The 20854-nt window shown below is 69.2% G+C and carries 18 protein-coding genes; 13 read left to right on the plus strand and 5 right to left on the minus strand.

Features of this window, described 5'->3' with window-relative positions; all coding sequences use genetic code 11:
• Positions 1–3: 3 nt before the first annotated feature.
• Both ACGFYH_RS30020 and ACGFYH_RS30025 read right to left on the minus strand, forming a co-directional pair.
• Positions 4–1050, minus strand: coding sequence for a fatty acid desaturase family protein (locus ACGFYH_RS30020; RefSeq protein WP_393806318.1), 1047 nt, complete (start codon positions 1048–1050; stop codon positions 4–6).
• 134 nt (positions 1051–1184) lie between these two features.
• Positions 1185–1397 (minus strand): hypothetical protein, encoded by a 213-nt coding sequence (locus tag ACGFYH_RS30025; RefSeq protein ID WP_393806319.1) that lies wholly within the window; start codon positions 1395–1397, stop codon positions 1185–1187.
• Positions 1398–1898: 501 nt separating this feature from the next.
• Between ACGFYH_RS30025 and ACGFYH_RS30030 the strand changes: the two genes are divergently transcribed.
• The 7 genes from ACGFYH_RS30030 (at position 1899) to ACGFYH_RS30060 (ending at position 10783) form a co-directional block, all read left to right on the plus strand.
• Entirely contained in the window at positions 1899–2777 is an 879-nt protein-coding gene (locus tag ACGFYH_RS30030) for an amino acid--tRNA ligase-related protein (protein ID WP_393806320.1), read from the plus strand.
• Between the two features lie 30 nt (positions 2778–2807).
• On the plus strand, positions 2808–3650 hold the full coding sequence (locus ACGFYH_RS30035) for a TauD/TfdA dioxygenase family protein (RefSeq protein WP_393806321.1): 843 nt from the start codon (positions 2808–2810) through the stop codon (positions 3648–3650).
• An 83-nt stretch (positions 3651–3733) separates the two neighbouring features.
• Positions 3734–4861: a DNA alkylation repair protein gene (locus tag ACGFYH_RS30040; protein WP_393806322.1), complete on the plus strand. Its 1128-nt coding sequence runs from the start codon at positions 3734–3736 to the stop codon at positions 4859–4861.
• 225 nt (positions 4862–5086) lie between these two features.
• Complete coding sequence (locus ACGFYH_RS30045) at positions 5087–5779, plus strand: endonuclease/exonuclease/phosphatase family protein (protein ID WP_393806323.1); 693 nt, start codon at positions 5087–5089, stop codon at positions 5777–5779.
• A gap of 404 nt (positions 5780–6183) precedes the next feature.
• Positions 6184–8073 (plus strand): ATP-binding cassette domain-containing protein, encoded by a 1890-nt coding sequence (locus tag ACGFYH_RS30050; protein WP_393806324.1) that lies wholly within the window; start codon positions 6184–6186, stop codon positions 8071–8073.
• 140 nt (positions 8074–8213) lie between these two features.
• A complete protein-coding gene (locus ACGFYH_RS30055) occupies positions 8214–8801 on the plus strand; it encodes an aminoglycoside phosphotransferase (protein ID WP_393806325.1) in 588 nt (195 codons plus the stop codon).
• A 1853-nt stretch (positions 8802–10654) separates the two neighbouring features.
• Positions 10655–10783, plus strand: coding sequence for a hypothetical protein (locus ACGFYH_RS30060; RefSeq protein ID WP_393806326.1), 129 nt, complete (start codon positions 10655–10657; stop codon positions 10781–10783).
• A 148-nt stretch (positions 10784–10931) separates the two neighbouring features.
• Here ACGFYH_RS30060 and ACGFYH_RS30065 read toward each other — a convergent pair whose 3' ends face one another.
• Complete coding sequence (locus ACGFYH_RS30065) at positions 10932–11348, minus strand: MerR family transcriptional regulator (protein ID WP_393806327.1); 417 nt, start codon at positions 11346–11348, stop codon at positions 10932–10934.
• Positions 11349–11870: 522 nt separating this feature from the next.
• On the opposite strand from ACGFYH_RS30065, the gene ACGFYH_RS30070 reads away from it, so the two are divergent.
• A complete protein-coding gene (locus ACGFYH_RS30070) occupies positions 11871–13070 on the plus strand; it encodes an MFS transporter (RefSeq protein ID WP_393806328.1) in 1200 nt (399 codons plus the stop codon).
• A 266-nt stretch (positions 13071–13336) separates the two neighbouring features.
• Here ACGFYH_RS30070 and ACGFYH_RS30075 read toward each other — a convergent pair whose 3' ends face one another.
• Positions 13337–13630, minus strand: a complete 294-nt coding sequence (locus ACGFYH_RS30075) for a hypothetical protein (RefSeq protein WP_393806329.1) — start codon at positions 13628–13630, stop codon at positions 13337–13339.
• Between the two features lie 228 nt (positions 13631–13858).
• Between ACGFYH_RS30075 and ACGFYH_RS30080 the strand changes: the two genes are divergently transcribed.
• Positions 13859–16012 (plus strand): HelD family protein, encoded by a 2154-nt coding sequence (locus ACGFYH_RS30080; protein ID WP_393806330.1) that lies wholly within the window; start codon positions 13859–13861, stop codon positions 16010–16012.
• A gap of 272 nt (positions 16013–16284) precedes the next feature.
• Positions 16285–16863, plus strand: a complete 579-nt coding sequence (locus ACGFYH_RS30085) for a hemerythrin domain-containing protein (RefSeq protein ID WP_393806331.1) — start codon at positions 16285–16287, stop codon at positions 16861–16863.
• A gap of 34 nt (positions 16864–16897) precedes the next feature.
• On the opposite strand, the gene ACGFYH_RS30090 is transcribed toward ACGFYH_RS30085, so the two are convergent.
• Complete coding sequence (locus tag ACGFYH_RS30090; protein WP_393806332.1) at positions 16898–18583, minus strand: ribonuclease J; 1686 nt, start codon at positions 18581–18583, stop codon at positions 16898–16900.
• A gap of 695 nt (positions 18584–19278) precedes the next feature.
• On the opposite strand from ACGFYH_RS30090, the gene ACGFYH_RS30095 reads away from it, so the two are divergent.
• From ACGFYH_RS30095 to ACGFYH_RS30105, 3 genes are all read left to right on the plus strand, one after another.
• The gene (locus ACGFYH_RS30095; protein ID WP_393806333.1) at positions 19279–20028 is read left to right on the plus strand and encodes a hypothetical protein; all 750 of its coding nucleotides are present in this window, start codon (positions 19279–19281) and stop codon (positions 20026–20028) included.
• A gap of 356 nt (positions 20029–20384) precedes the next feature.
• The gene (locus tag ACGFYH_RS30100) at positions 20385–20591 is read left to right on the plus strand and encodes a hypothetical protein (protein ID WP_393806334.1); all 207 of its coding nucleotides are present in this window, start codon (positions 20385–20387) and stop codon (positions 20589–20591) included.
• 20 nt (positions 20592–20611) lie between these two features.
• Entirely contained in the window at positions 20612–20851 is a 240-nt protein-coding gene (locus tag ACGFYH_RS30105; protein WP_393806335.1) for a hypothetical protein, read from the plus strand.
• Positions 20852–20854 lie beyond the last annotated feature (3 nt).

A 20854-nucleotide genomic window follows, 5' to 3' on the forward strand; every position in this document is an offset into this window, starting at 1 on the left:
AGGTCAGGCGGCCGAGGCGTGCCGGCGCGGGGTGCAGGCGGCGCCGGGGGCAGCGGCGAGCCGGGTGATGATGTCCTCGATCACGCACGGCTGGTCCGGGGTGGCGCGGCGCCTGAAGAAGTAGCCGGAGCACCACGGCACTTCGCCGAAGCGCGGCAGGTGCTGCGCGGCAAGGGCGCGGGCCTCGGGCAGGCGCCGCCAGGGGATCTGCGGGCACCAGTGGTGGATGGGGTGGAACATGTCGTCCAGGTGGCCGCCGAGCAGGTGCCGGGTGAGCCAGTGGGAGGTCCAGCCCCGGGTCTGCAGGAGGACATCGTCGTTCTCGATCAGCCCGGCGTGGTTGCCGAGATCGGTGATCCAGGTGACGACGGGCCGCACCAGGACGAGGGGGAGCAGCCAGTAGAGCAGAAGGTAGGGCACGCCGCCCACGGGCCACAGCGCGGCGACGACGCTGGCCCACAGCACGGCCCGGGTGGCCAGGGCCCGCCAGGTCTCCCCCGGCGCGCGGGTGAGAAGGGTCTGTACCGCGGTCTTCGGCAGCCGCCACAGGGCGTTGCGCACGATGACCTGTAGGACGAAGGCGCGGCGGCTGGGCGCTCGGCCCGCGGCACGAATGTTGCCGGCGCGGTAAGACTGGAACATCGGGTCGTCGTCCGAGCCGAGCTTGGCGTGGTGGACGTAGTGGCTGCTGCGGTAGGGCTCGAAGCCTTCGCCGAGCAGGCCGGTCAACAGGTAGCCGACGATCCGGTTGGCGCGGCGGGTGGCCATGAGCTTGGAGTGCACGCACTCATGGCCGAGATTGGACAGGTGGCGCTGGCGCACTCCGATGTAGCAGACGGCGAACAGAGGGCCGACGACGTGACCGATGAGGTGGCCCGCGATCGCTGCGGCGGCGATCCCCATGAGGTCCCAGGCGACGTCCCACAGGCCGATGGCCGGGCGCCCGCAGAGCTTCTCCAGGTCGGCGATGAGCTGCTGCCCGAGGGCCTTGCGCACAGGGCCGGAGGCTCCGGTGCCGTTGCGGGTCCTGCCGGCGGCGGGGCTGCCCATCAGGTTCTCCAGTCGACGTGGTGCGGATGAAAGGAGGCCGGGCTCCGGCACGCCACCCGAGGGGCAGGCAGCACGGGCAACCTGCCGTTGGGCAGGCGCGCCGGAGCACGACGAAGGGGTGGATCAGCCGCGTGTCAGGCGGCGACGAGGGCGCTGTCCGGCCGCATGCCGGCCTTCAGCGCGGGGGCGTCGGGGCGCATCCCGAGCTTCAGGTCCGCAGCGTCCGGCCGCATGCCGGCCTTCAGCACGGCGGCGTCGGGGCGCATCCCGAGCTTCAGGTCCGCAGCGTCCGGCCGCATGCCGGCCTTCAGGCCGGTGTCCGGGGTCATTCCAGCGGAAGCGGTCATCGAGTTCTCCCTGCTCGGTCGCGGGTGATCCGCGAGTCCGGGTGATCGGGTTATGGAACTGCCGGGCCGCCGGTCGGGTGAGGTGCTGAACCGTCGGCTCGGCACGCCGTGGTGTGGGCGCACGCCAGTGGAGGGGTCGCGCCGGAGCACGTCTCCTCCACCTGTGGAGGAGCGCTGCGTGGCGGTCACGCCGGGCGCTTGGCCAGTCACGCTAGGACTCGACCGAGGAGGGCCGCAACGGCTCTGGCCGTTGCGTCGGTTGCACGGGACCGTTGCGTCACCGTTGCGCGCACACCCCGGTTGACCTGCGAGAACACAGAACTCTGTCCCTGGACGGGCCTCTTTATGGGCCCGTTGGACGCGGGAGGGCAGGCGGGAGGGCTTCTGCTGCTCGTGCGGGCGCGGCTACTTTGTGGCCCCGCCGAGGACCCGAACGACAGCTCGCTGTGGGGCCCGGCTTCCCGCGAACTCCGCCCGAAAACACCGCCTTGAGGAGTACCCGTGCTCAACCCCGTCGTCATGAGGTCCGACCTGCTGTTCAGCCTGCGGGACACCCTCCGCGCCGAGGCCTTCGTCGAGGTGACCACCCCGACCATGCGCAGAGCCGACCTCGGTCCGGGGCGCCGTCTGCCGGTGGACCACGACGGCGGACGGTTCCTGCGGGCGATGATCGGCCCGGCCCTGCGCGTGAACCTGGAGCACCACCGGCGCATCTTCGAGATCGGTGCGTGCTTCCGCCCCGAGAAGCCCGACGAACTGCACGCGCCCGAGTTCCAGATGCTCGACCTCTACGCCGCCGGTGAGGACTTCGACTTCCTCCTGACGCTCGCCGAGAGGCTGATCAGCCCGCACCTCCCGTACGCCCTGCAGCGCGTGTCCGTCGCCGGCCACGTCCGCGACCAGTTCGGCACCGACCTGCGCCGCGAGCCCCTCGGGGACCTGCCCGCCCAAATGGCCGCCCACCTGGGCATGAGCGCGGACGTGCCGTTCAAGACAGTGCTCGGGCAGTACGTGGAACGCGAGGTGGAGGTCCAGAGCACCGGCGCCGCGCTGTTCCTGACCGAGTACCCGGTCGGCGGGGACGAGCCGTGCGCCCGCCTGGCACCCGGCACCACGACCGTCCTCAACCGCTTCGAGGTCCTGGTCGACGGCATCGAGGTCGTCCACGGCTACGAGGACGAGCCCGACGGAGCCGCGTTCGTCGACCGGGCCCGCGCGGTGGACCTGTACGACGACGAGCAGGCCCTGGCCAGGGAGGCGATCGACTCGGGACGCGTGCCGGCCACCAGCGTCGGACTCGGCATCGGCATCGAGCGGCTGTGCATGGCCGCCTCCGGCGTCAAGGACATCAGCGTCTTCCAGCCCTCGCTCCAGTTCTGACCACCAGGTCACCGTCCGGAAGGAGTAGCGATGGACCTGTCGCTGCGCCCGCTCGACGAGAACGGCTTCGGCGCCGTCGTCGACGCCAACCTCGCCATCCACGCCGAGAGCCTCGCGCCCCAGCTGGCGGCGGCCCTGCATCAGCACCGGCTGCTGATCGTGCCCGGCCAGCACCTGACCCACGCCGACCTGCTGACCGTCGCCTCCTGTTTCGGGACGGTGGACACCAGCGTCGACCGCCGGTACGCCGTCGGGGGCTTCCCTGGCCTGACCGTCATCAGCAACATCGTCGAGGCCGGCAAGCACGTCGGCGTCTACGACGGGGACAACGAGGAGGAGTGGCACGCCGACAACAGCTTCAAGCCCCAGCTCACCTCGGCGACGATGCTCTACTCGGTCATCACCCCTCAACGCGGCGGCGAGACCCGCTTCGCCGACGCGACCCGCGCCTACGCCGGCCTCCCCCCGGCGGTGCAACAGCGGATCGAGGGGATGCGCGCAGTGCACTCCATCGAACAGCTCGGCGAGCTCCAGAGCCAGGCCAGCGGAGGTCAGTCGTCGATCGCGGCCGGGAGCCTGGCCGCGAGCCCGGAGGTCGTACACCCGCTCGTCCTGACCCACCCCGTAACCGGCGCCCGCTCCCTGCTGCTCGGCTCCATGGTGATCAGCGGCATCACGGCGCTCGCCGAGCAGGAGAGCCGCGCGCTGCTGGAGGAACTGCTGGAGCACACGACGAGCGCGCCCTACGTCCACAGCCACCGTTGGAAGCAGGGCGACCTGGTCGTGTGGGACAACCTCGCCACCCTCCACACCGCCTCCCCCTGCGACAGCTCCCGCCACCGCCGGCTGCTGTACCGCGCCGCCGTCCGATAGCCGAAAGCCCTCGGGTTCATACCGCCGGATGACCTGCGGCGAGAACACGAGGTTGCCCCCGTAGCCGGCCCTAGGGTGTGCCCATGACCGCGAAGGTTCCCCTGAAAGAGACCGCTCTCAACGCCGAGCGCATCGCCCGCATCGGCCGTGAAGTCCACGCCGCATGCCCCGAGTTCGACGCAGACGCGTTCGTGACGTCGGTGATGGCGGACATTCCCCGGCTCGAGCTGGGCGCCCGGATCGCCCGGACCGGCGAGGGCCTGCACACCTACCTTCCGGTCACCGGCTCCCAGGCCCTCGACGTGCTGCTGCGCTCCCTGCCGCCGACCCCGGAAGCGGCCGGCGTGCCGAACGACTTCGGCCTGCACACCTACTCGCCCCACTCCCATTTCGTGGCGCGCTACCTTCGCACCGGCGAGTACCTGGACCAGGCCCTGGCCGCTCTCGCGCGTCTCACCCGGTACTTCTCGGCAGAAGTCGCCGCGCGGCACTTCCTCAACGACTTCCCCGAGGAGACGATGAAGGCGGTCGACGCCTGGGCCCGCGACGAGGACTACCGGACCCGCCGGCTCGCAAGCGAAGCCACCCGTCCGCTGCTGCCCTGCGCCCCACGCATCTCCCTGCCGGCTGACGCGGCACTGCCCGTACTCGAACAGCTCTACAGCGACTCCAGCACCTACGTCCGCACGTCGGTCGCCAACCACCTCCACGACCTGTCCGATACGCAGCCGGACCTGGTACTTGCCACCCTTCAGCACTGGAAAGACTCCGGTCGCACTGCCGACAAGCACTTCACCTTCATCGCCCGGCAGGCCCTGCGGAGCAGGCTGAAGAAGGGCTGGCCGGCTGCGTACGCCTTCCTCGGCTACGCCCACGACGCACCGATCGACCTGTCGCCCCTCACTCTGGAGCGCACCGAGCTCGCCGACGGCGACACGCTCAGCTTCTCCGCCACGCTGACCACCACGGCGGCCGCCCCCGTGCACGTGATGTTCGTGATCTCGTCAACGACACCGACCGGCAAGCCGCGAGAGAAGGTGTACTTCCTGCTGCGTGCCACCGCCGAGCCCCACAGCGAACTCCAGCTCACGAAGGCCCATGTGCTGCGGTCGACGGCCACCGCGAAGCTGACACCCGGCGCCTACTCGATCGCCCTCCAGGTCAACGGGCGCCGATTCCCCGCGGCCGCCTTCACCGTCCTCACTCCCTGACCACTCCCCTCCCCAGCCCGGCCGACCCAGACCCTCCCTGCTCAAGGCAGCGCCCTCCGCGCCGCTGCCACCCCATCCATGCGCGCACTACGACCGCACGCCCGGCAAGAACGCGGATGGCGAAGAGAACTGGCTGACCCAACTACCCGGCGCCCCCACGCCTGCGGGCGCCGTCCCTGGAAGCGTCTGCATGATCCAACTACGCGAAAGTGAGATACGAGCCGAATGGCTGACTCGCCACTCCTCTTACCGGCGGACCGGCAGCTGCGTGTGGGCAGCTACAACCTCCTCAACGGCGGCCAGGAGCGCTGGGAGGACCAGGTCCGCCTGCTGGGCAGCCTGAACCTGGACGTGCTGAACCTCCAGGAGGCCAAGCACTGGGACCAGAAGGGCTCCGAACGCGTGTACGCAACCGCGCAACGGCTGGGGATGCAGCCGCTGCTCGCACGGTCGCGCAGTCACGGATGCCACCTCGTCACGTACTACCGGTGGCCGCGGGTGCAGTGTCTGGGGTCCTCCCCCGACGGTGCATGCGGCAACTTCCACCACACCGTCCTGCGAGCCCGGTTGCGCGTCACCGGAGTCAGGGAGCCGGTCGTGCTCCTTCACACCCACCTCGACCCGTTCAGCCCGCAGGACCGGCTGGCAGAAGTCCAGTGGCTGACCGAGCACGCCGGCGCACGCACCCTGCTGGCCGGAGATCTCAACACCCCCGGCGCCGACGACGAAGAGCCGGAGGACTGGGACCTGATCCCGGCGCACCAGCACTCCGGGCACCGCCTCATGCTGCCCGACGGCTCATACGGCGGCACAGACCGCCGGGCGATCCGCGCGCTCATGCACGCCGGCTTCGTCGACCCGCCCGTCCACCTCGATCAGCCCATCCCACGCACCGCGGGCCACCTGCGTCCGGAGTAGAGGTGGGACCACCGAGCCGACCATGTCCTGCTCTCCCCCGCGCTCGCCCCGGCGCTGTACTCCTTCGAGGTACTCGACGACACCGTCACCCAGCAGCTGAGCGATCACCTCCCGGTCATCGTCACCCTCGACATCGCCCGCATGTGACCCCGCCGGGTGGGCCGGCCGAACATCCGCTGTCCTGCCGGGCCTCTCGACATGCGGGCCCCGACATGAGCCTCGGCGTTTCGGCCAACTGCGCGAAGTATCTGCACCCGTAGACGCCAAGGGTCGGTGCATCCCGCAGCCGCCGCCGCGCGCTCAATTCCGGGGTTCCCAGCTCGACTGAAACACAGGTGTTCGAAATCCATGTCGGGTCGTTGAGCTTCACGACCCAGCCGCAGCGACCGTCTAGGGGGACCACGTTGACCTCGGCCGCAACGAACAACCAGCAGAACTCAGCGCCTCCTCCACCCCCGCCGGCAGAGATCACGTACAGCGGGCAGTACTCCGTCAACCCGCTCGCCGAGGTCTCCTTCCGACGGATGTGCGCGCAGATCCCTGCCGTCCTGGGCCGAATCGCACGGCTGTCATGGCGAACCGACCGGCGGGCCGTGCAGCTCCTCCTCGGCTGCCAGGTAATCACCGGCGTCGCGGCCGCCGTACTGCTGGCCGCCACCGCCCGCGCCATGGCACCGGTCCTCGGAGACGGCACTGCCGGTGAGCGGCTGCGCGGCGCACTGCCGGCGCTGATGGTGGTGGCGCTCGCCGCCGCACTGGCACGCGCGGCGGGGGCGGTCGCCACGTACGCCGAGCGGCGGATCACTCCGCGGTTGACCACGGAGACGGACACCGCCCTGGTCGAGGCGGTGTGCCGGGTCGAGGCCTCCGCATACGCCGAAGGTGGCTTCTCGGACCGGCACGAGGCGGCCGAGATGGGGGTGACCCGCACGCACGTGATGATCACCGACGCCCAGCGGTTCTTGTCCGCGCTGATCCGCATGGTCACCGCCGGCGGAGTGCTGTCGGTGCTGAACCCGTGGATGCTGCCGCCGCTCCTGCTCGCGGTGCTGCCGGCCGGCGTCGGCGCCGTGCTGACCGCCCGGGTCGACTACGAGATCCACTACGCCAACATCGCCGACCGCAACGTGCGCGGCATGATGCGCTGGTGGGCGACCGAGTCGAAGTACGGCGACGAGGTCCGCGCCAACTCGATGACCGACTACCTCATCTACTGGTACCGCGCCCTGCCCGACCGGTGCGACCGGCGCACCCTCGCCGCCGCCCCGCGGACCCTGCGGATCGCCCTGCTCTCCGCACTGGCCGGCGGCGTCTTCCTCGTCGCAACCTGGGGCGCGCTGGCGTGGCTGGCGGTCTCCGGGCGGATCGAACTCGCGGTCGCGGCGACGGCGGTCATCGCCGTGCAGACCACGCTCGCCGCGCTGTCCCAGGTGGTCATCAACGGCGCTGCGGTCTTCCACACCAGCCTGTACCTGAGCGACATGCAGGCCTTCCTCGACGACGCCGCCGCCCGCGCCCCCAAGCGCGGTTCCCGCGCGCACGCCGCGCCGACCCAGGAGATCCAGCTCGATGAGGTTGTCTACCAGTACCCCGGCAAGGACAAGCCGGCCGTGGACGGCGTCTCCCTGACGCTGCGGCGCGGCCAGATCCTCGCGATCGTCGGAGCGAACGGCTCGGGGAAGTCCACCCTCACCCGGCTGCTCACCGGGATCTACCTGCCGGACAAGGGCAAGGTCACCTGGAACGGCACCGACCTCGCCGAGGTGGACCCCGCCACCGTCTGGGCCGACACCGGCCTGGTGCCGCAAATCTTCGCGCAGTGGCCCCTGCGAGTCCGCGAAAACGTCACCCTCGGCCAGCCCCGCACCCACGACGACGCCCCCGTGTGGGAAGCCGTCGACGCGGTCGGTCTACGCGAGGCCGTCGAGGACCTCCCCTCGGGCCTGGACACTCTTCTGGCCCGTGACGTCTTCGGTGGCTCGGAGCTCTCCGGCGGACTGTGGCAACGCGTGGCGTGTTCGAGGGCCCTGTACCGGCGCCCGGGGCTGCTGATCCTGGACGAGCCCACCTCCCAGATGGACCCGCGCGGCGAGCACCAGATGTTCGAGCAGATCAAGGCCATCGCCGCCGACCGCATCACGATCGTGGTCACCCACCGCCTAGAGAACACCAAGATCGCCGACCACATCATCGTGATGGAGCACGGCCGGATCACCGAGCAAGGCCGGTACGACGACCTTGTCCACGCCGGCGGCACCTTCGCCGAACTCCTGGAACTGTCGCAGGACCGCTGATCCGCCTCACCCGCTCGTCCCCCCTGCCCCGGCGGCACGGGCCCCCTCAAGGAGAACCTCGTGCCACCATCCCTCGCCGCTGCCGACCCCTCCACCTCCCGCTCCTCGTACGCCGCGCACCCGAGCACGAGGTGCACGGCGTGACGCAGACCAAACCCCTGCCCACCACCGTGCAACGCTGGGCGGAGCAGCGAACCGGGCCGGTCGTGGCCGTACGCGACGCCTCACACGACTGGCACCGCTCCCGGGTGTGGGAGCTCACCGGCGTTAGCGGGGCCCGCTGGTACGTGAAGGTCTCGCCCTCGGTGAAGTTCTTCACCCGTGAGACCAGGGCCTACCGAGGCGTCGTTCCCGCGCTCGGGCACAGCCGGGCGCCGCAGCTCCTCGACAGCCGCGCCGACAACCTGGCGTTGCTGCTCACCATGGCGCCCGGAGCTCCGGCCCCGGGCATGGGCCTCACCTCCGCCGCGTGGCGAGCCGTGCACGCGCAGGCCGGCATGCTGTGCGCCCGGCTCCACGAAGCCGGTGCACTCGATCCCCGCGACCGGGCGGAGGCCGCAGCGTCGTTGGCGGCCGCGGCCGACGGTGCGGAGAAGTACCTGGGACGGGCCGGGGACCGGCTCACCGAGGACGAGCAGCACCTGGTGCGCGACTACGCGGCCCGGCTCCGCCGCGTGGGACCGGTGCCGCTCGGCTACATCCACGGCGACAACCGGAACCTTCATTAGGCAAGTCGTGTGTCGGGTTTGAGGGTGTCGGCTTCGCGAACCCGCAACCGCTCCGCGGCGACGAGCCGCCCGGCACGCACGGCTATGGCCAAGCGGCCCGACCTCCGTTCAAAGAGGGCTGGAGTCAGGTGTTCCAGGCTCCCTGGGCGGCAATGTGGACAGGGTTTACTGCTGACCGTTGACCACGTGCCTCACCGAAATGTTCGAGGAACGACTTTCGTCGGTTTGTCGTACGCCCACTCTGACGGAGGGGCTGATACACGTCAGTTCCACAGAGACTCCCTTCGTGTTGGGACTGCCACCATTAGAAGTGGCCCCAGGGGCGGTCTAGTAACGGTGGGAGATCGTTGTGCTTCCGGAAGTCCAGGGCAGAGCACGCCTTCCACCTACTGGAGCGGGGCCTCGGCGACCTGCTGCGCCGCCCGCACTGACGGCAGGTGCCCGACGGGGCACCGCAAAGCGTGCCTCTACCGGTCGGTCAGCCGAGAAGGTGCCGACGCCCCAAGGCCAAGGGGCGCGGGCGGGCGCCTGGCCTCGGGGCGTGCGGCCGCGGCACCGGGTCGCACGGGGATACGAGCGCCGGTCCGCGAGGCAGCGCGTCACCGGTCTCTTCCGTGGCGCTGCCCACGTCAGCATACCCTCACGTGGTGTCACTGATGGACGTACTAGCGATGGCCGCGATCAGGGCTGCCGCACTGGTGGTGATCGGGACTTTGATACGAGCGAAGTCTCGACCCTCACGTAGGAGTAGTGTTCTGAGTGGTCGGCCCCCCATGCCCGGTGGACGGCGCCGACAGGACCATGCCGCTCAGCCGATTGGCTGCCGCGTCGGTGCCGTTCACCTGGCACCCGACATGGAGGGGTGGCCGGGGAGTGCTGTGCCGATAGACCTGCCCAGTGGCCTTCACCGGCATTCAGATGCTGCCATATGGGCAAGGCTGGAACTCGAAGGTCCCACGTTGACGCCCTCTGTGCACCTCTTGACTCTTGCAATACGTTAGAGATGGCGGCCAAGGGGTGTTCGTCGGTCCCGCCTCGGGCCACAGAGGCGGGGCGGGAGTACGCCACCCTGGAGGCCGCCACCGGCCGTGGCCCGCGAGACCGCCGCACTGCCCTGTCATGCAGGTTTCGCGGCCCGGCTCAGCCGCACGACCAAAGCTGGTCCCCGCGAAGCTGGAGTGAGCCGTTCGCCAACGGGCCGTTCGCCGTGCCCTTAACTCGCCCGATCACCGGGACCGGGCCACAAGTCGCGTTTCGCACCGAAGTCCTCAACGCGGCGGCGACCACAACTGGCGCCCGCGAACCGATCTGCTTATGTGTCGGCTGGGTCGCCCCACCAGGCAGTGCACGTGGCTGCCCTGTGGTGCGGCCGACACTGATCGAACTTTCGGCCCGTCGTCGACAACTGCCGGGTACAGGTCCGACTCTGTCTTGACGTGAAGGCTTCCGCGTAAGCGTCGACGTGCCTCTGTAGAAACACCCACTGCCACCGGCCGTGAGTGCGCACGACTACCTGGCAACTCTCACCTTCCGTTAGAGTAATAGCGCTCGTCGACACTGTCGGCCTGCTTTCAACAGCCGTTCCCGGGCCGTGGCGGAAGTTGCGCCAGCCGCTGCTCGGGGACGGCGCCGAGGCCGCCGTTGGGCCGCCCCGGTCACGTCGCGCCGCCCGGGTCGGCGTGTTCGTCGACGTCGAGTTGGGGTAGGCAGAGCGCCCTCGCGAACATCTCCAGTGCACACAGGTGGCAAGGTTCCCGCGGGCCTGTCCGACAACCATTGCTACACGCCACTCTGTCAGGCCGGGTCGGACCTTTGGCTCCTGACCGCCAGCGGCTGAGCGCCCAGGAGAGCTCATGCTCCAACTCGCCGACGTCAGTGAGAGGGTGTTTGAGGTCGACGCCGCCGAACGCACCGCTGATGGGCAGATTGTGCTGGAACGCAGTGATCAGCACGGACGGCGCGAGCGCGGCCGTTACAGCTGACTTCCGCAGCCCTCCGCCGGAACCTGGTGGCGATACCCGCCTCGCAGCCCAGGGGATGGACGGGGCCCTCGAAGAATCTGTTGACTGGCCAGGCCACTGCGAGCCGGTCGTTACCTCATTGATGTGGCGACGTGGCGGCCGCAGAGGCTCAGCGGTCTGGGAGATCATCCGGTGCAAACCGGTGGCGCAGCGTGGCGGCGAAGTCTTCGGCCATCTCCAGCCGGGTCCGCAAGGTCTCGCAGCGTGCGTCGACGACCTTCCGGTAGAAGTCCAGGCGCTCGCGCGGCCGTTCAAGTTCGTGCCGCTCCGGCGGGGCCTTGCCCGCGTCGGCGAGTCGGTCGATGAGCTGCAGCAGTTCCCGCATCTCCTCCAAGGGGAAGTCCAGCGGCTTCATTTGGCGGATCGCCAACAAGCGCTCGACGTCGGACTCGGTGTAAAGCCGGAAGCCGCCCTTGCTGCGAGCCGAGGGGATGACCAGGTCCACTTCCTCGTAGTGGCGGATGGTGCGCAGTGACAAACCGGTCCGCTCGGCCACCTCACCGATCTGCATGTGCCGTTCACCCATCGTTACGCTCTCTCTTCCTGTCATCCGCCATGTTTCGGAAGTGCGCAGCCGATCCGCGTGCATGACATCAACCACAGGTCCACGGCTCGCTTCGCCTGTGTTTCGTAGGGTCAGATGCAGCCACTCTGCCCTCACGTCAGGGTAGTATCGGCGTGTTCGCCTTCACTGTCGAGCACACGGTAGAGGCGATCCTGCCGTAGTAATGGGTGCCACGACCGACCCGGGACGGTGCCAGGCTTCGGGCAACGGCCTCCGCCCGGCAACCAGAGGTCGCCGTCGCGGCGAGCCGCACTTTCCGATCACGGACTTGGACAGGAGCGGTCTCTCTCCCCCCGACGGGTCGGGCCGGGGACAACCACCATGACTCGGGCCCAGTCCGTGTCATTCAACGCCGCTTCCCCGCCGACAACGAAGCGGCCGGAAGGAGAAGCTCTGAGCCGCACCGTCAAGCCCGCCCAGACGCCCGCACAATCCACGACCGCCTCCGCCGGCCCGTCCGGGGCGCATTTCCACGGCTGGCGAATGGTGGCCTACTGCGCCCTGGCCATGGCGATGACCGCGCCCGGTCAGACCACCGGCGTCTCGGTCTTCATCGACCCGCTCATCGACGATCTCGGTGTCAGCCGGACCCAGGTCTCCACCGCCTACCTGACCGGTACCCTTGTCGGCGCCTGTGCGATGCCGCTGGTCGGCCGGGCGATCGACCGCTACGGCCCCCGCCGCGTGATAGCGGTCGTCGGTGCCGCGTTCGGTGCGATCCTGCTCGGCCTGTCCTTCGTCACCGGGCTCGTCGGTCTCACCGCCGGCTTCATCGGTGTCCGCATGGCCGGGCAGGGTGCGCTGTCCTTGGTGGCTACCACTACGGTCGCCTACTGGTTCGACCGGCGCCGGGGCCTGGCCCTGGGCGTCACCAGCGCGATCGGCACCGCCGGGATTTCCCTCGCGCCGGTCGTGGTCGAACGCCTGGTTGCTGCGGAGGGGTGGCGTCAGGCATGGGCCATTGAAGGCATCGCGGTCTGGGCGGTCGTCCTTCCGCTCGCCTTGCTCGGCATCCGGAACCGGCCCGCCGACCTGGGGCAGTACGTCGAGGGCACTGCACCCGCCTCCGGCACGGCCGACGCGCCTCTGACGGGCTGTCCGCTGCGCGCAGCGCTGCGCACCGGCATCTTCTGGGCCGTGGTCGCCTGCCTTGCCGCCAGCAGCATGCTCACCACCGGCCTGAACTTCCATCAGGTCGCGCTGCTCGGCGAACGCGGCCTCACAGCCGCCGAGGCCGCCGCCAACTTCCTTCCGCAGACCGCCGCCGCACTGGTCGTCACTCTCGCCGCCGGCGCTCTCATCGACCGGCTGCCGCCCAAGGTGGTGCTCATCGCTGCGATGAGCATCCTGGCCTGCGGCGTACTCGCCGCTCGCTTCGTCGCCCCCGGCTGGACAGCCATCGGGTACGGCATCCTGCTCGGTGCCTCGAACGGCCTGCTGCGCGCCGTCGAGTCCGCTACCCTGCCCCGCTACTTCGGCACGGCTCACCTCGGGGCCATCCGCGGCAGCGCCCACACCATCACCATTGCCGCCAGCGCCTTCGGCCCGCTCGCCGTCTCCCTCGGCCACGACCTCACCGGGCACTACGGTCCCGCACTCGTCGTGCTCGCCGCCCTGCCGATCGCCTCCGTAATCGCCATCCTGCTGGCAAGGACCCCACGCACGGACACCGCGCCAGGCTGACCGAGGGATCCGTTCCACGATGGCGGTCCGCCCCAGCGCCTTCAGGCGGCCTGGAGGCGCTGGGGCGGACCGCCGGTTCCGCTACCGCCCTCATCCTCACCGGGACCGATCCTTCGGACGCCGCGTTCAGCGGACCGGGGCACGCTCAGGCGTGCCTGCGCACCACCGGTACGACTCTGCCGGAGGACGGTGGTCCCTGGGCCAGGCGTTCGGTGCGCCCAGCGCATTAGGGCCATCAGCCGTCTCGACGACGCAGCCGGTGCGCCCTAAGCGCGCTGGCGCCATGACGTCACGGTCTCGACGGCCCTCGGGGCTTGCTGCGCGCCGAGTCGGACCCAGTACGTCCGGTCCGCCAGCGCCAGCCGCACGAAGCCGGCGGGAGCGTACCAGGGCGCCGTCGCACGGACGCGCGGCAGTAGCTCACTGTCGATCTCTACGCCGTAGCTGGTCAGGAGCGTGAGCCGGGCTCCGCGGATCCGGAGCCTGCCGGCCCGGGTCCGTGTGCGCCACCAGCCTCTGCGGATGGCGAGCCCGTCCGCCTCGAAACTCCGTCCGGTCATGGGGCACTCCTTCGCCTGTGCTGGACGGCGGTGGACTGCAGCGCTATGGGCGTGATGATGGCGTAACCCCGACACGTACGCGCGCGCAGGCGTGGCTCGACCGCAGGGCCAGTGCCGCGAGGGCGCGCTTGTCCAGGCGATGTCCCGCACTGCCCGCCTGTCCCTGCCCGTATACCCTACTCTAACGTGACAGTAGATTCGATGCGGATGTGTGAACCGGAGATGGCCTTGACGGACCTGCAGACACGGGACGAAGAGCAAGAGCGGCAGTACCTGGCTGAGACGGTGCGTCTTCTGGAGCGGGAACGGGAGCGGCTCGGTGACTCCATCGAGCGGACCGCCAAGGAGATCCAGGAGCACAAGGAGTTCATGTGGGAGAACTGGCGTGACATGGACTTCGCCGAGAAGGCGGCCATGCGCACCGAGGTCAACACCTCCGTGGGAGTGGGCGACGGCGTCGTGACGGTGCGCCGGCACATCGAGCGCCTCCTGGAGTCGCCCTACTTCGGTCGCGTCGACTTCCACCCGGCGGACGACGGGAAGGGCAAGGGCCACTACATCGGCGTCCACGACTTCTCGGATCCGGACACCCAGGAGATCCTCATCCACGACTGGCGGGCCCCGGTCTCCAGCCTGTACTACGACTTCGAGCTGGGCGTTGCTCACTTCGAGGCACCCACCGGCACCATCCACGGGACGATCACCGGCAAGCGCCAGTACAAGATCACGGGCGATCACCTTGAGTACATGCTCGACAGCGCGCTGACCATCGGCGACGAGGTGCTGCAGCGGGAACTGAGCCAGTCCGCCGACGACCGGATGAAGAACATCGTCGCGACGATCCAGCGCGAGCAGAACGAGGTGATCCGCAACGAGACGGCGAAGGTGCTGATCCTGCAGGGAGTCGCGGGCTCCGGAAAGACATCGATCGCCCTGCACCGGGTGGCGTTCCTGCTCTACCGCTTCAAGGACTCCCTGTCGTCAGACAACGTCATGATCCTTTCTCCCAACAAGGTCTTCGGTGACTACATCGCCAACGTCCTTCCCGAGCTGGGGGAGGAACAGATCGCGGAGATCGACTTCGAGCGGATCGCCGACCGGTTCCTCGCCAGGGTGACGGAGTACGAGACCTTCAGCGAGCAGGTGATCAAACTGCTCGGCCGGCCGGACGACGCGGCGGCCGAACGGATGCGCTTCAAGGCGACACCCGAGTTCGTCACATTGCTTGACGAGTGGCTCGCCGCGCGCGGGGACGAGGACTTCACCCCGCGGCAGATCGAGCAGAGGAACAAACGGCTTCCGGAAGACTGGGTCGCCGACGCCTTCGCGTCCTCGCGGGGCCTGCCGGTCTTCGCCCGGCTGGACCTTCTCGCCGAGAGCGCCGCGAGCCGGCTGCGGCAGGAGGTGCTGGACAGGGGCGGCAAGTGGTCGGCGGCGGACAGCAACGGCATCCGCAAGCAGGTGCGGGCCATGTTCCCGCACAAGGACGCGTTCGCCCTGTACAAGGCGTTCTACCAGGCTCCTGAGCGCAAGGGCCTGTTCAAGCCGCTGGGCCGGAAGAAGATCGAGTACGCGGACGTCTTCCCGCTGGTGTACACCGTGATCAAGACGTCCCGGCAGGAAGGCTACGGCCGCATCCGGCACCTCCTGGTGGACGAGATGCAGGACTACACGCCCGTCCAGTACGCGGTGCTGCGTGAGCTGTTCTCCTGCAAGATGACGATCCTCGGCGACGCCAACCAGTCGGTGAATCCGCTCAGTTCCTCGTCGCTGCCGGTGATCCGCGACATCTTCCCGGAGGCGGACTGCCTGGAGCTGTGCAAGAGCTACCGCTCCACGTCCGAGATCACGGATTTCGCCCAGCACATCTCACGCAACGACAAGCTCGTCCCGATCGAACGGCACGGGCTGCCGCCGCAGGTCGTCGCCGCCGCGGACCGCAAGGCGCAGGACGCCGAGATCCTCGCGCTGATCGAGCGGCACCGGCAGAGCGAGTACCGCTCGCTCGGCATCGTCTGCAAGACCGTCACGCAGGCGGAGGAGCTGTACCGGACCCTGTCGGCAGCGGGCGTCGAGCTGACCTTCTTCGACTACGAGAGCACGGAGTTCAGCGCCGGCACCGTCATCACCTCGGCGCACATCGCCAAGGGGCTGGAGTTCGACACAGTGATCGTCCCGGACGTGGACGACGTGAACTACGTCAACGAGATGGACAAGTGCATGCTCTACATCGCCTGCACCAGGGCCATGCACGAACTCCACCTGACCCACGGCGGGAGCCTTTCGCCTTTCCTGGAGTTCGCGGCGGACCCCGGGAGTCCGTTCGCTGTTGTCGGCGCCGGGACGGGGGCGGTGCCCGAACAGGCGGCTCCCGTCATGTGAGGGAGGTGATCCGTGGCGCCCGAGGTGTTGCGCAGGTGCACTCTGTGTGCGGGACGGCAGCGGTGCCGAGGGGCAACGGGCGCGGTAGTGTGCGGGCAGCGTCGCGTGCCGGTGGCATACCGTGTCAGTCGTAGAGGCGCCGGACTGAAGGTGGCCGACGATGTACTTGTCGCCCCCTTCGTTCTCGCGTGACTGAGCGCGAGACGGCCAGGCTCATCGCCTGGAGCCAAGAACTCCGTAGGGTGCACCACCGGCTACGGGAAGCACTCTCCGTGACCCGCGAATCCCTCGCGGACGGCACCCCCGGTGAGGCGGCCACCCGTGAACTGCTGCTGTATTGCCACGGCTTCTGCGCGGCCCTCGACGGCCACCATCGCGGCGAAGACCGCACCTTGTTCCCGGCCGTCGAAGCTGAACACCGGGAGCTGCGCGCGGTGTTGCGTCAGCAAGATCACTCGGTGATCGTCCACCTGATCGGCGGCCTCCGTGCCGCAGTCGACCGGACTGCGCCGCCCGAGGAGCTCGACCGCCACATCGAAGGCATCGCAGCGATCATGGAGAACCACTTCCGCTACGAGGAGCGGCAGCGTCATTACCAACACACTCGGACTGCTGCTGATCGTGCTGGTCACCGCAGTCGGCGTTCAGGACTTCGCGGCCGGTACTCACCTCCTCGGCCGGGTCGTGACCGTCCGCAAGGTCTGGGGCGACGACGGCAACCGCAAGGATGCCGTCAACACAGCCCCCAGGGCGTCCCGCTCCGAAGGCGTCGTCCATCTCACCCATCACCGGCCTTTCCGAGGGGTGCCGGTCGGTCGCCCTCTGTCGCCGTAGATGTATGGGAGGCGTAGAAGTCCAGGTGGTGGGGGCGGGCGTGGCCTCGGGTCAGGCGTCGATGATGACGGGGAGGATGAGAGGTCTGCGGCGGTGGGTGCGGAAGGCCCAGTTGGCCACGGCGCGGGCGATGAGCTGTTCGAGTTGGCGCGCGTCGCCGACGCCTTCCTCCGCCGCCTTGGCGAGCGTCTTCTCGATGACAGGGACGACGGGCTCGAAGGTGGTGTCGTCGTGGACGAAACCGCGGACCAGGAAGTCGGGCGGCTCGGCCAGGGCTCCGGTGTCGGCGTCGACGATCGCCACCACGGTGACGACCCCCTCTTCCGCGAGGGTGAGTCGGTCCTTGAGCGATGCCTCGGTCGCTCCGCCGACCTCCATGCCATCGACGTAGACGTTGCCAGCGGGCACCTTGCCGGTGATGGTGGGGCGGCCGGCGACGAGGTCGACGACGACACCGTCCTCGGCGATGACGACCCGGTCGGGATCGACTCCGGTGCGGACGGCCAGGTCGCCGTTGGCTCGCAGGTGGCGCCATTCGCCGTGTACGGGCATGACATTGCGAGGCTTGACGATGTTGTAGCAGTACACGAGTTCCCCGGCGCTGGCGTGTCCGGAGACGTGCACCTTGGCGTTGCCCTTGTGGACGACACTGGCGCCCCACCGGGTGAGGCCGTTGATGACACGGTAGATGGCGTTCTCGTTGCCGGGGATGAGGGAACTGGCGAGCAGAACGGTGTCGCCCTTGCCGATACGGATCATGTGGTCGCGGTTGGCCATCCGGGACAGCGCCGCCATCGGCTCACCCTGCGAACCCGTGCACACCAGCGTGACCTTGTGGTCCGGCAGCTTCTCCAGCTCCTTGGTGCTGACCACCAGGCCGGGTAGGACGCGGAGGTAGCCCAGCTCGCGGGCGATACCCATGTTGCGCACCATCGACCGGCCCACGAACGCCACCTTACGGCCGTACTGGTGAGCGGCGTCCAGGACCTGCTGGATGCGGTGCACATGGCTGGCGAAGCTGGAGACGATGACCCGCCTGGGCGCGGCCCGCATCACCTGCTCGATCGCGGGGTTCAGATCGCGTTCGGAGATGGTGAAGCCCGGCACCTCGGCGTTGGTGGAATCCACCAGGAACAGGTCGACACCCTCCTCGCCAAGACGGGCGAACGCGCGAAGGTCGGTGATCCGGCCGTCCAGGGGGAACTGGTCCATCTTGAAGTCGCCCGTGTGCAGCACCAATCCCGCACCAGTGCGGACGGCGACCGCGAGACCGTCCGGGATGGAGTGGTTGACCGCGACGAACTCGCAGTCGAAGGGACCGAACCCCCGGCGGTCCCCTTCACGTACACGCACTGTACGCGGTCGGATGCCGTGCTCCTTGAGCTTGGCCTCCAGGAACGCCAGCGTCAGCTTCGACCCGACGACGGGAATGTCGGACCGCTCGCGCAGCAGATAGGGCACGCCGCCGATGTGGTCCTCGTGGCCGTGGGTCAGGACGATGGCCACGACGTCGGAGAGGCGGTCCCGGATCGAGGTGAAGTCCGGAAGGATCACGTCCACTCCGGGCTGGGTCTCCTCGGGGAACAGCACGCCGCAGTCGACGACGAGCAGTTTGCCCGCGTGCTCGAAGACGGTCATGTTGCGGCCGATCTCACCCAGGCCGCCCAGAGCGACGATCCTCAGTCCTCCCTCGGGCAGGGGCGGGGCAGCTTTCAGATCCGGATGCGGATGACTCATACCTTGACGTTACCGGAGGGTGTGAGGACCTCATGCACGGCCTGCACGGCGAAGGCCAGGTGTGAGGCGACGCCGGGCGCCCGGTCGCAGCAGGAGCAGGCGGCAAGCCGGCGGGAGTGGGAGCCTGTCACGCGTGAGTCGCGCGCTGGGCGGTCGCACGCCATCGCGTGAGCTTGTGCTGCTGGACGGGACAGGGGAGCCAGGAAATGAGGTGGTCGATTCCGGGTGCCCTCTCCCGGTCTTCCGGAAGCCGACGCCAGGCGGCGGACTGACGCAGGTCGGCAAGACGCCTTCAGAGGGCGCCGAGCTGCAAGGCCGGACGGTGGCCCCGGCCTCGCAGGTGGAGGACCAGCCGGGGTCACCGTGGTCGGCCGCAGGTCTCCCATGCCGCAACCGGCGCTCGCGACTCTACCCGGACGTAAGGATGCAAGAGGCGCCCCACAGACGAGGGGCCACTTCACAGCATAGCGACTCTCGCGTTAGGTTAGAGTTGCACGGATGATCTCGGATACTGAGCACGGCCCGCTGCGACGTGCGGTCGCGCTCGCATGATCTCCGGGACGGACGGATCTGCGCCTTCGCCGGCCGCGCGGACGCGCTTTGCTCGCCGGGCGGACGCGAGTCCCGGACGAGTGGGCTTGTGGCGCCGCTGTCGGCGTGTCGAACCGGTATGCCCGAGCGAGCAAGGAGTCCGCATGCTGCCCCGCCAGCCCTCTTCCAGTACGGAGACCAGAGTTGACCCCGAGGTGGAGCGCTTGGTGACGGCTGCCGCCCGGCTCGCTCGGTCCCTGCCCGCCGAGCAGCCCGTACTCGGCGTCCTGCGCGGCTTCAGCCGCGCCGACCGCGACCGCGCCCGCACGCTGCGCAGCAAGCTCGCCGAACGAGGCGTCCACACCGCCGACCTGAACCTGGTGCCCGACGCGGGCGACCGCGAACCCGGGCGCGCCACAGCCCCGCGCCCCCGCGTGGACGTCCTGCTGCATGCCGGCGGCCCACAGCCCGAGCACGCCATGAAGGCCGCAGCCCTGTGGCGCCTGCCCCTGCTCATCGCGCGGCAAGGCGGATGGCAGGGCGAAGGCTCGGACAGCCCTGGCGGACACCGCCGGCCAGTGCTGGGCATTCACCTGCCCGGAGGTGCCTTTGACATCGCGGCCCGCGAAGCGATGCTCGTCTCCCTGCAGCCACAGCCCGGCAGGGTGCGCCTGATCCTGGACAACGAGAAGATCAACGCACCTGGGGATCAGCCTTTCCGTGTCACCCTGACGGACGGGGGCCTGCTGGAGGCCAGCGGTGACACTTTCGGATCCAGGCGAGTGCGGCGCGTGCGCTTCGAGCGGGCCTGGGGGGCCTACCGGCTGGACATCGACGGCACTCCGGCCCGCGACGTCCACGCCCCGCTGCGCCTGCAGGCCCTGCCGGGCCGCCTGCACCTACTGCACCCGTAAAGCGCCGGCACCGGGCCCGCGCGCCGACGCGGCACCACCCTTCACGGCGCCGCCCGCCCGGCAGCGCACCCTCACACAGCGTCAACGAGGGGACCGCCGCAGCCGCGTAAGACTGCGGCACTTTCTTGATCGACAGCTCTTCAACCTTGCCAACCAACTCTCCCCTTGCGTTAGAGTAGTGTTGTTGACCGGCGCAGTTCGGTCTCCTTTCCAAGCTGTCCCCAGGCGGTGTCCGCCCCGTTGTCTCGGCCACCGCCTGGGGACGGAGCCAGAGCCGCCCGCCCGGGCTGCCCCGACCTGCACAGCGCTGCCGCAGGAAACAGCCGCGCTGACGTATCCACACTTTGGGGAGAGCCATGACCACAGAGGTCACCCGCATCGAGATCGCCGACCAACTGGAAGGACTGTTCGCTAACGGCGCCGTGAGCAAGCACGACATGCTCATCGCCGCCGTCGGCGCCCGCCCAGAGGTCCTTGAAGTCCTGTCGGGATTGCCCGACCGCCGCTACACGGAACTTCGCCAGGTCTGGGAAGACCTGCCTCGCATTCCCGTCGGTGCCTGAGACGGCCGGGAGAGACAACCATGGCCCTGTTCATGCTCCAGCTCGCCAGCGGCGAGGACACAGTCATCGAGGCGGACGCCGCCGGACGTACGGCCGCGGGAGAGATCGTGCTCGAAAGCACCGAACAGTTCGGGCCTTCGGTCCGGCTGAAGACGTACCCGGTCGAGGCAGTGTCCGCGGTCTTCCGGCAGGCTCCGCTCGACGGCGGCGGCTACGGGTGGCTTCCCCAGCCGACGACCGGCACCTGGTGGTGCTACTGACGC

The organism is Streptomyces sp. NPDC048392, from assembly GCF_043200575.1.
Lineage (GTDB): Bacteria > Actinomycetota > Actinomycetes > Streptomycetales > Streptomycetaceae > Streptomyces.

Coding starts and splice junctions, on each gene's coding strand:
- ACGFYH_RS30095 (WP_393806333.1), top strand. CDS start 19,279: ATGCTGCCCCGCCAGCCCTCTTCCAGTACGGAGACCAGAGTTGACCCC.
- ACGFYH_RS30035 (WP_393806321.1), top strand. CDS start 2,808: ATGGACCTGTCGCTGCGCCCGCTCGACGAGAACGGCTTCGGCGCCGTC.
- ACGFYH_RS30060 (WP_393806326.1), top strand. CDS start 10,655: ATGCTCCAACTCGCCGACGTCAGTGAGAGGGTGTTTGAGGTCGACGCC.
- ACGFYH_RS30045 (WP_393806323.1), top strand. CDS start 5,087: ATGGCTGACTCGCCACTCCTCTTACCGGCGGACCGGCAGCTGCGTGTG.
- ACGFYH_RS30090 (WP_393806332.1), bottom strand. CDS start 18,583: ATGAGTCATCCGCATCCGGATCTGAAAGCTGCCCCGCCCCTGCCCGAG.
- ACGFYH_RS30065 (WP_393806327.1), bottom strand. CDS start 11,348: ATGGGTGAACGGCACATGCAGATCGGTGAGGTGGCCGAGCGGACCGGT.
- ACGFYH_RS30105 (WP_393806335.1), top strand. CDS start 20,612: ATGGCCCTGTTCATGCTCCAGCTCGCCAGCGGCGAGGACACAGTCATC.
- ACGFYH_RS30100 (WP_393806334.1), top strand. CDS start 20,385: ATGACCACAGAGGTCACCCGCATCGAGATCGCCGACCAACTGGAAGGA.
- ACGFYH_RS30070 (WP_393806328.1), top strand. CDS start 11,871: ATGGTGGCCTACTGCGCCCTGGCCATGGCGATGACCGCGCCCGGTCAG.
- ACGFYH_RS30025 (WP_393806319.1), bottom strand. CDS start 1,397: ATGACCGCTTCCGCTGGAATGACCCCGGACACCGGCCTGAAGGCCGGC.
- ACGFYH_RS30020 (WP_393806318.1), bottom strand. CDS start 1,050: ATGGGCAGCCCCGCCGCCGGCAGGACCCGCAACGGCACCGGAGCCTCC.
- ACGFYH_RS30040 (WP_393806322.1), top strand. CDS start 3,734: ATGACCGCGAAGGTTCCCCTGAAAGAGACCGCTCTCAACGCCGAGCGC.
- ACGFYH_RS30075 (WP_393806329.1), bottom strand. CDS start 13,630: ATGACCGGACGGAGTTTCGAGGCGGACGGGCTCGCCATCCGCAGAGGC.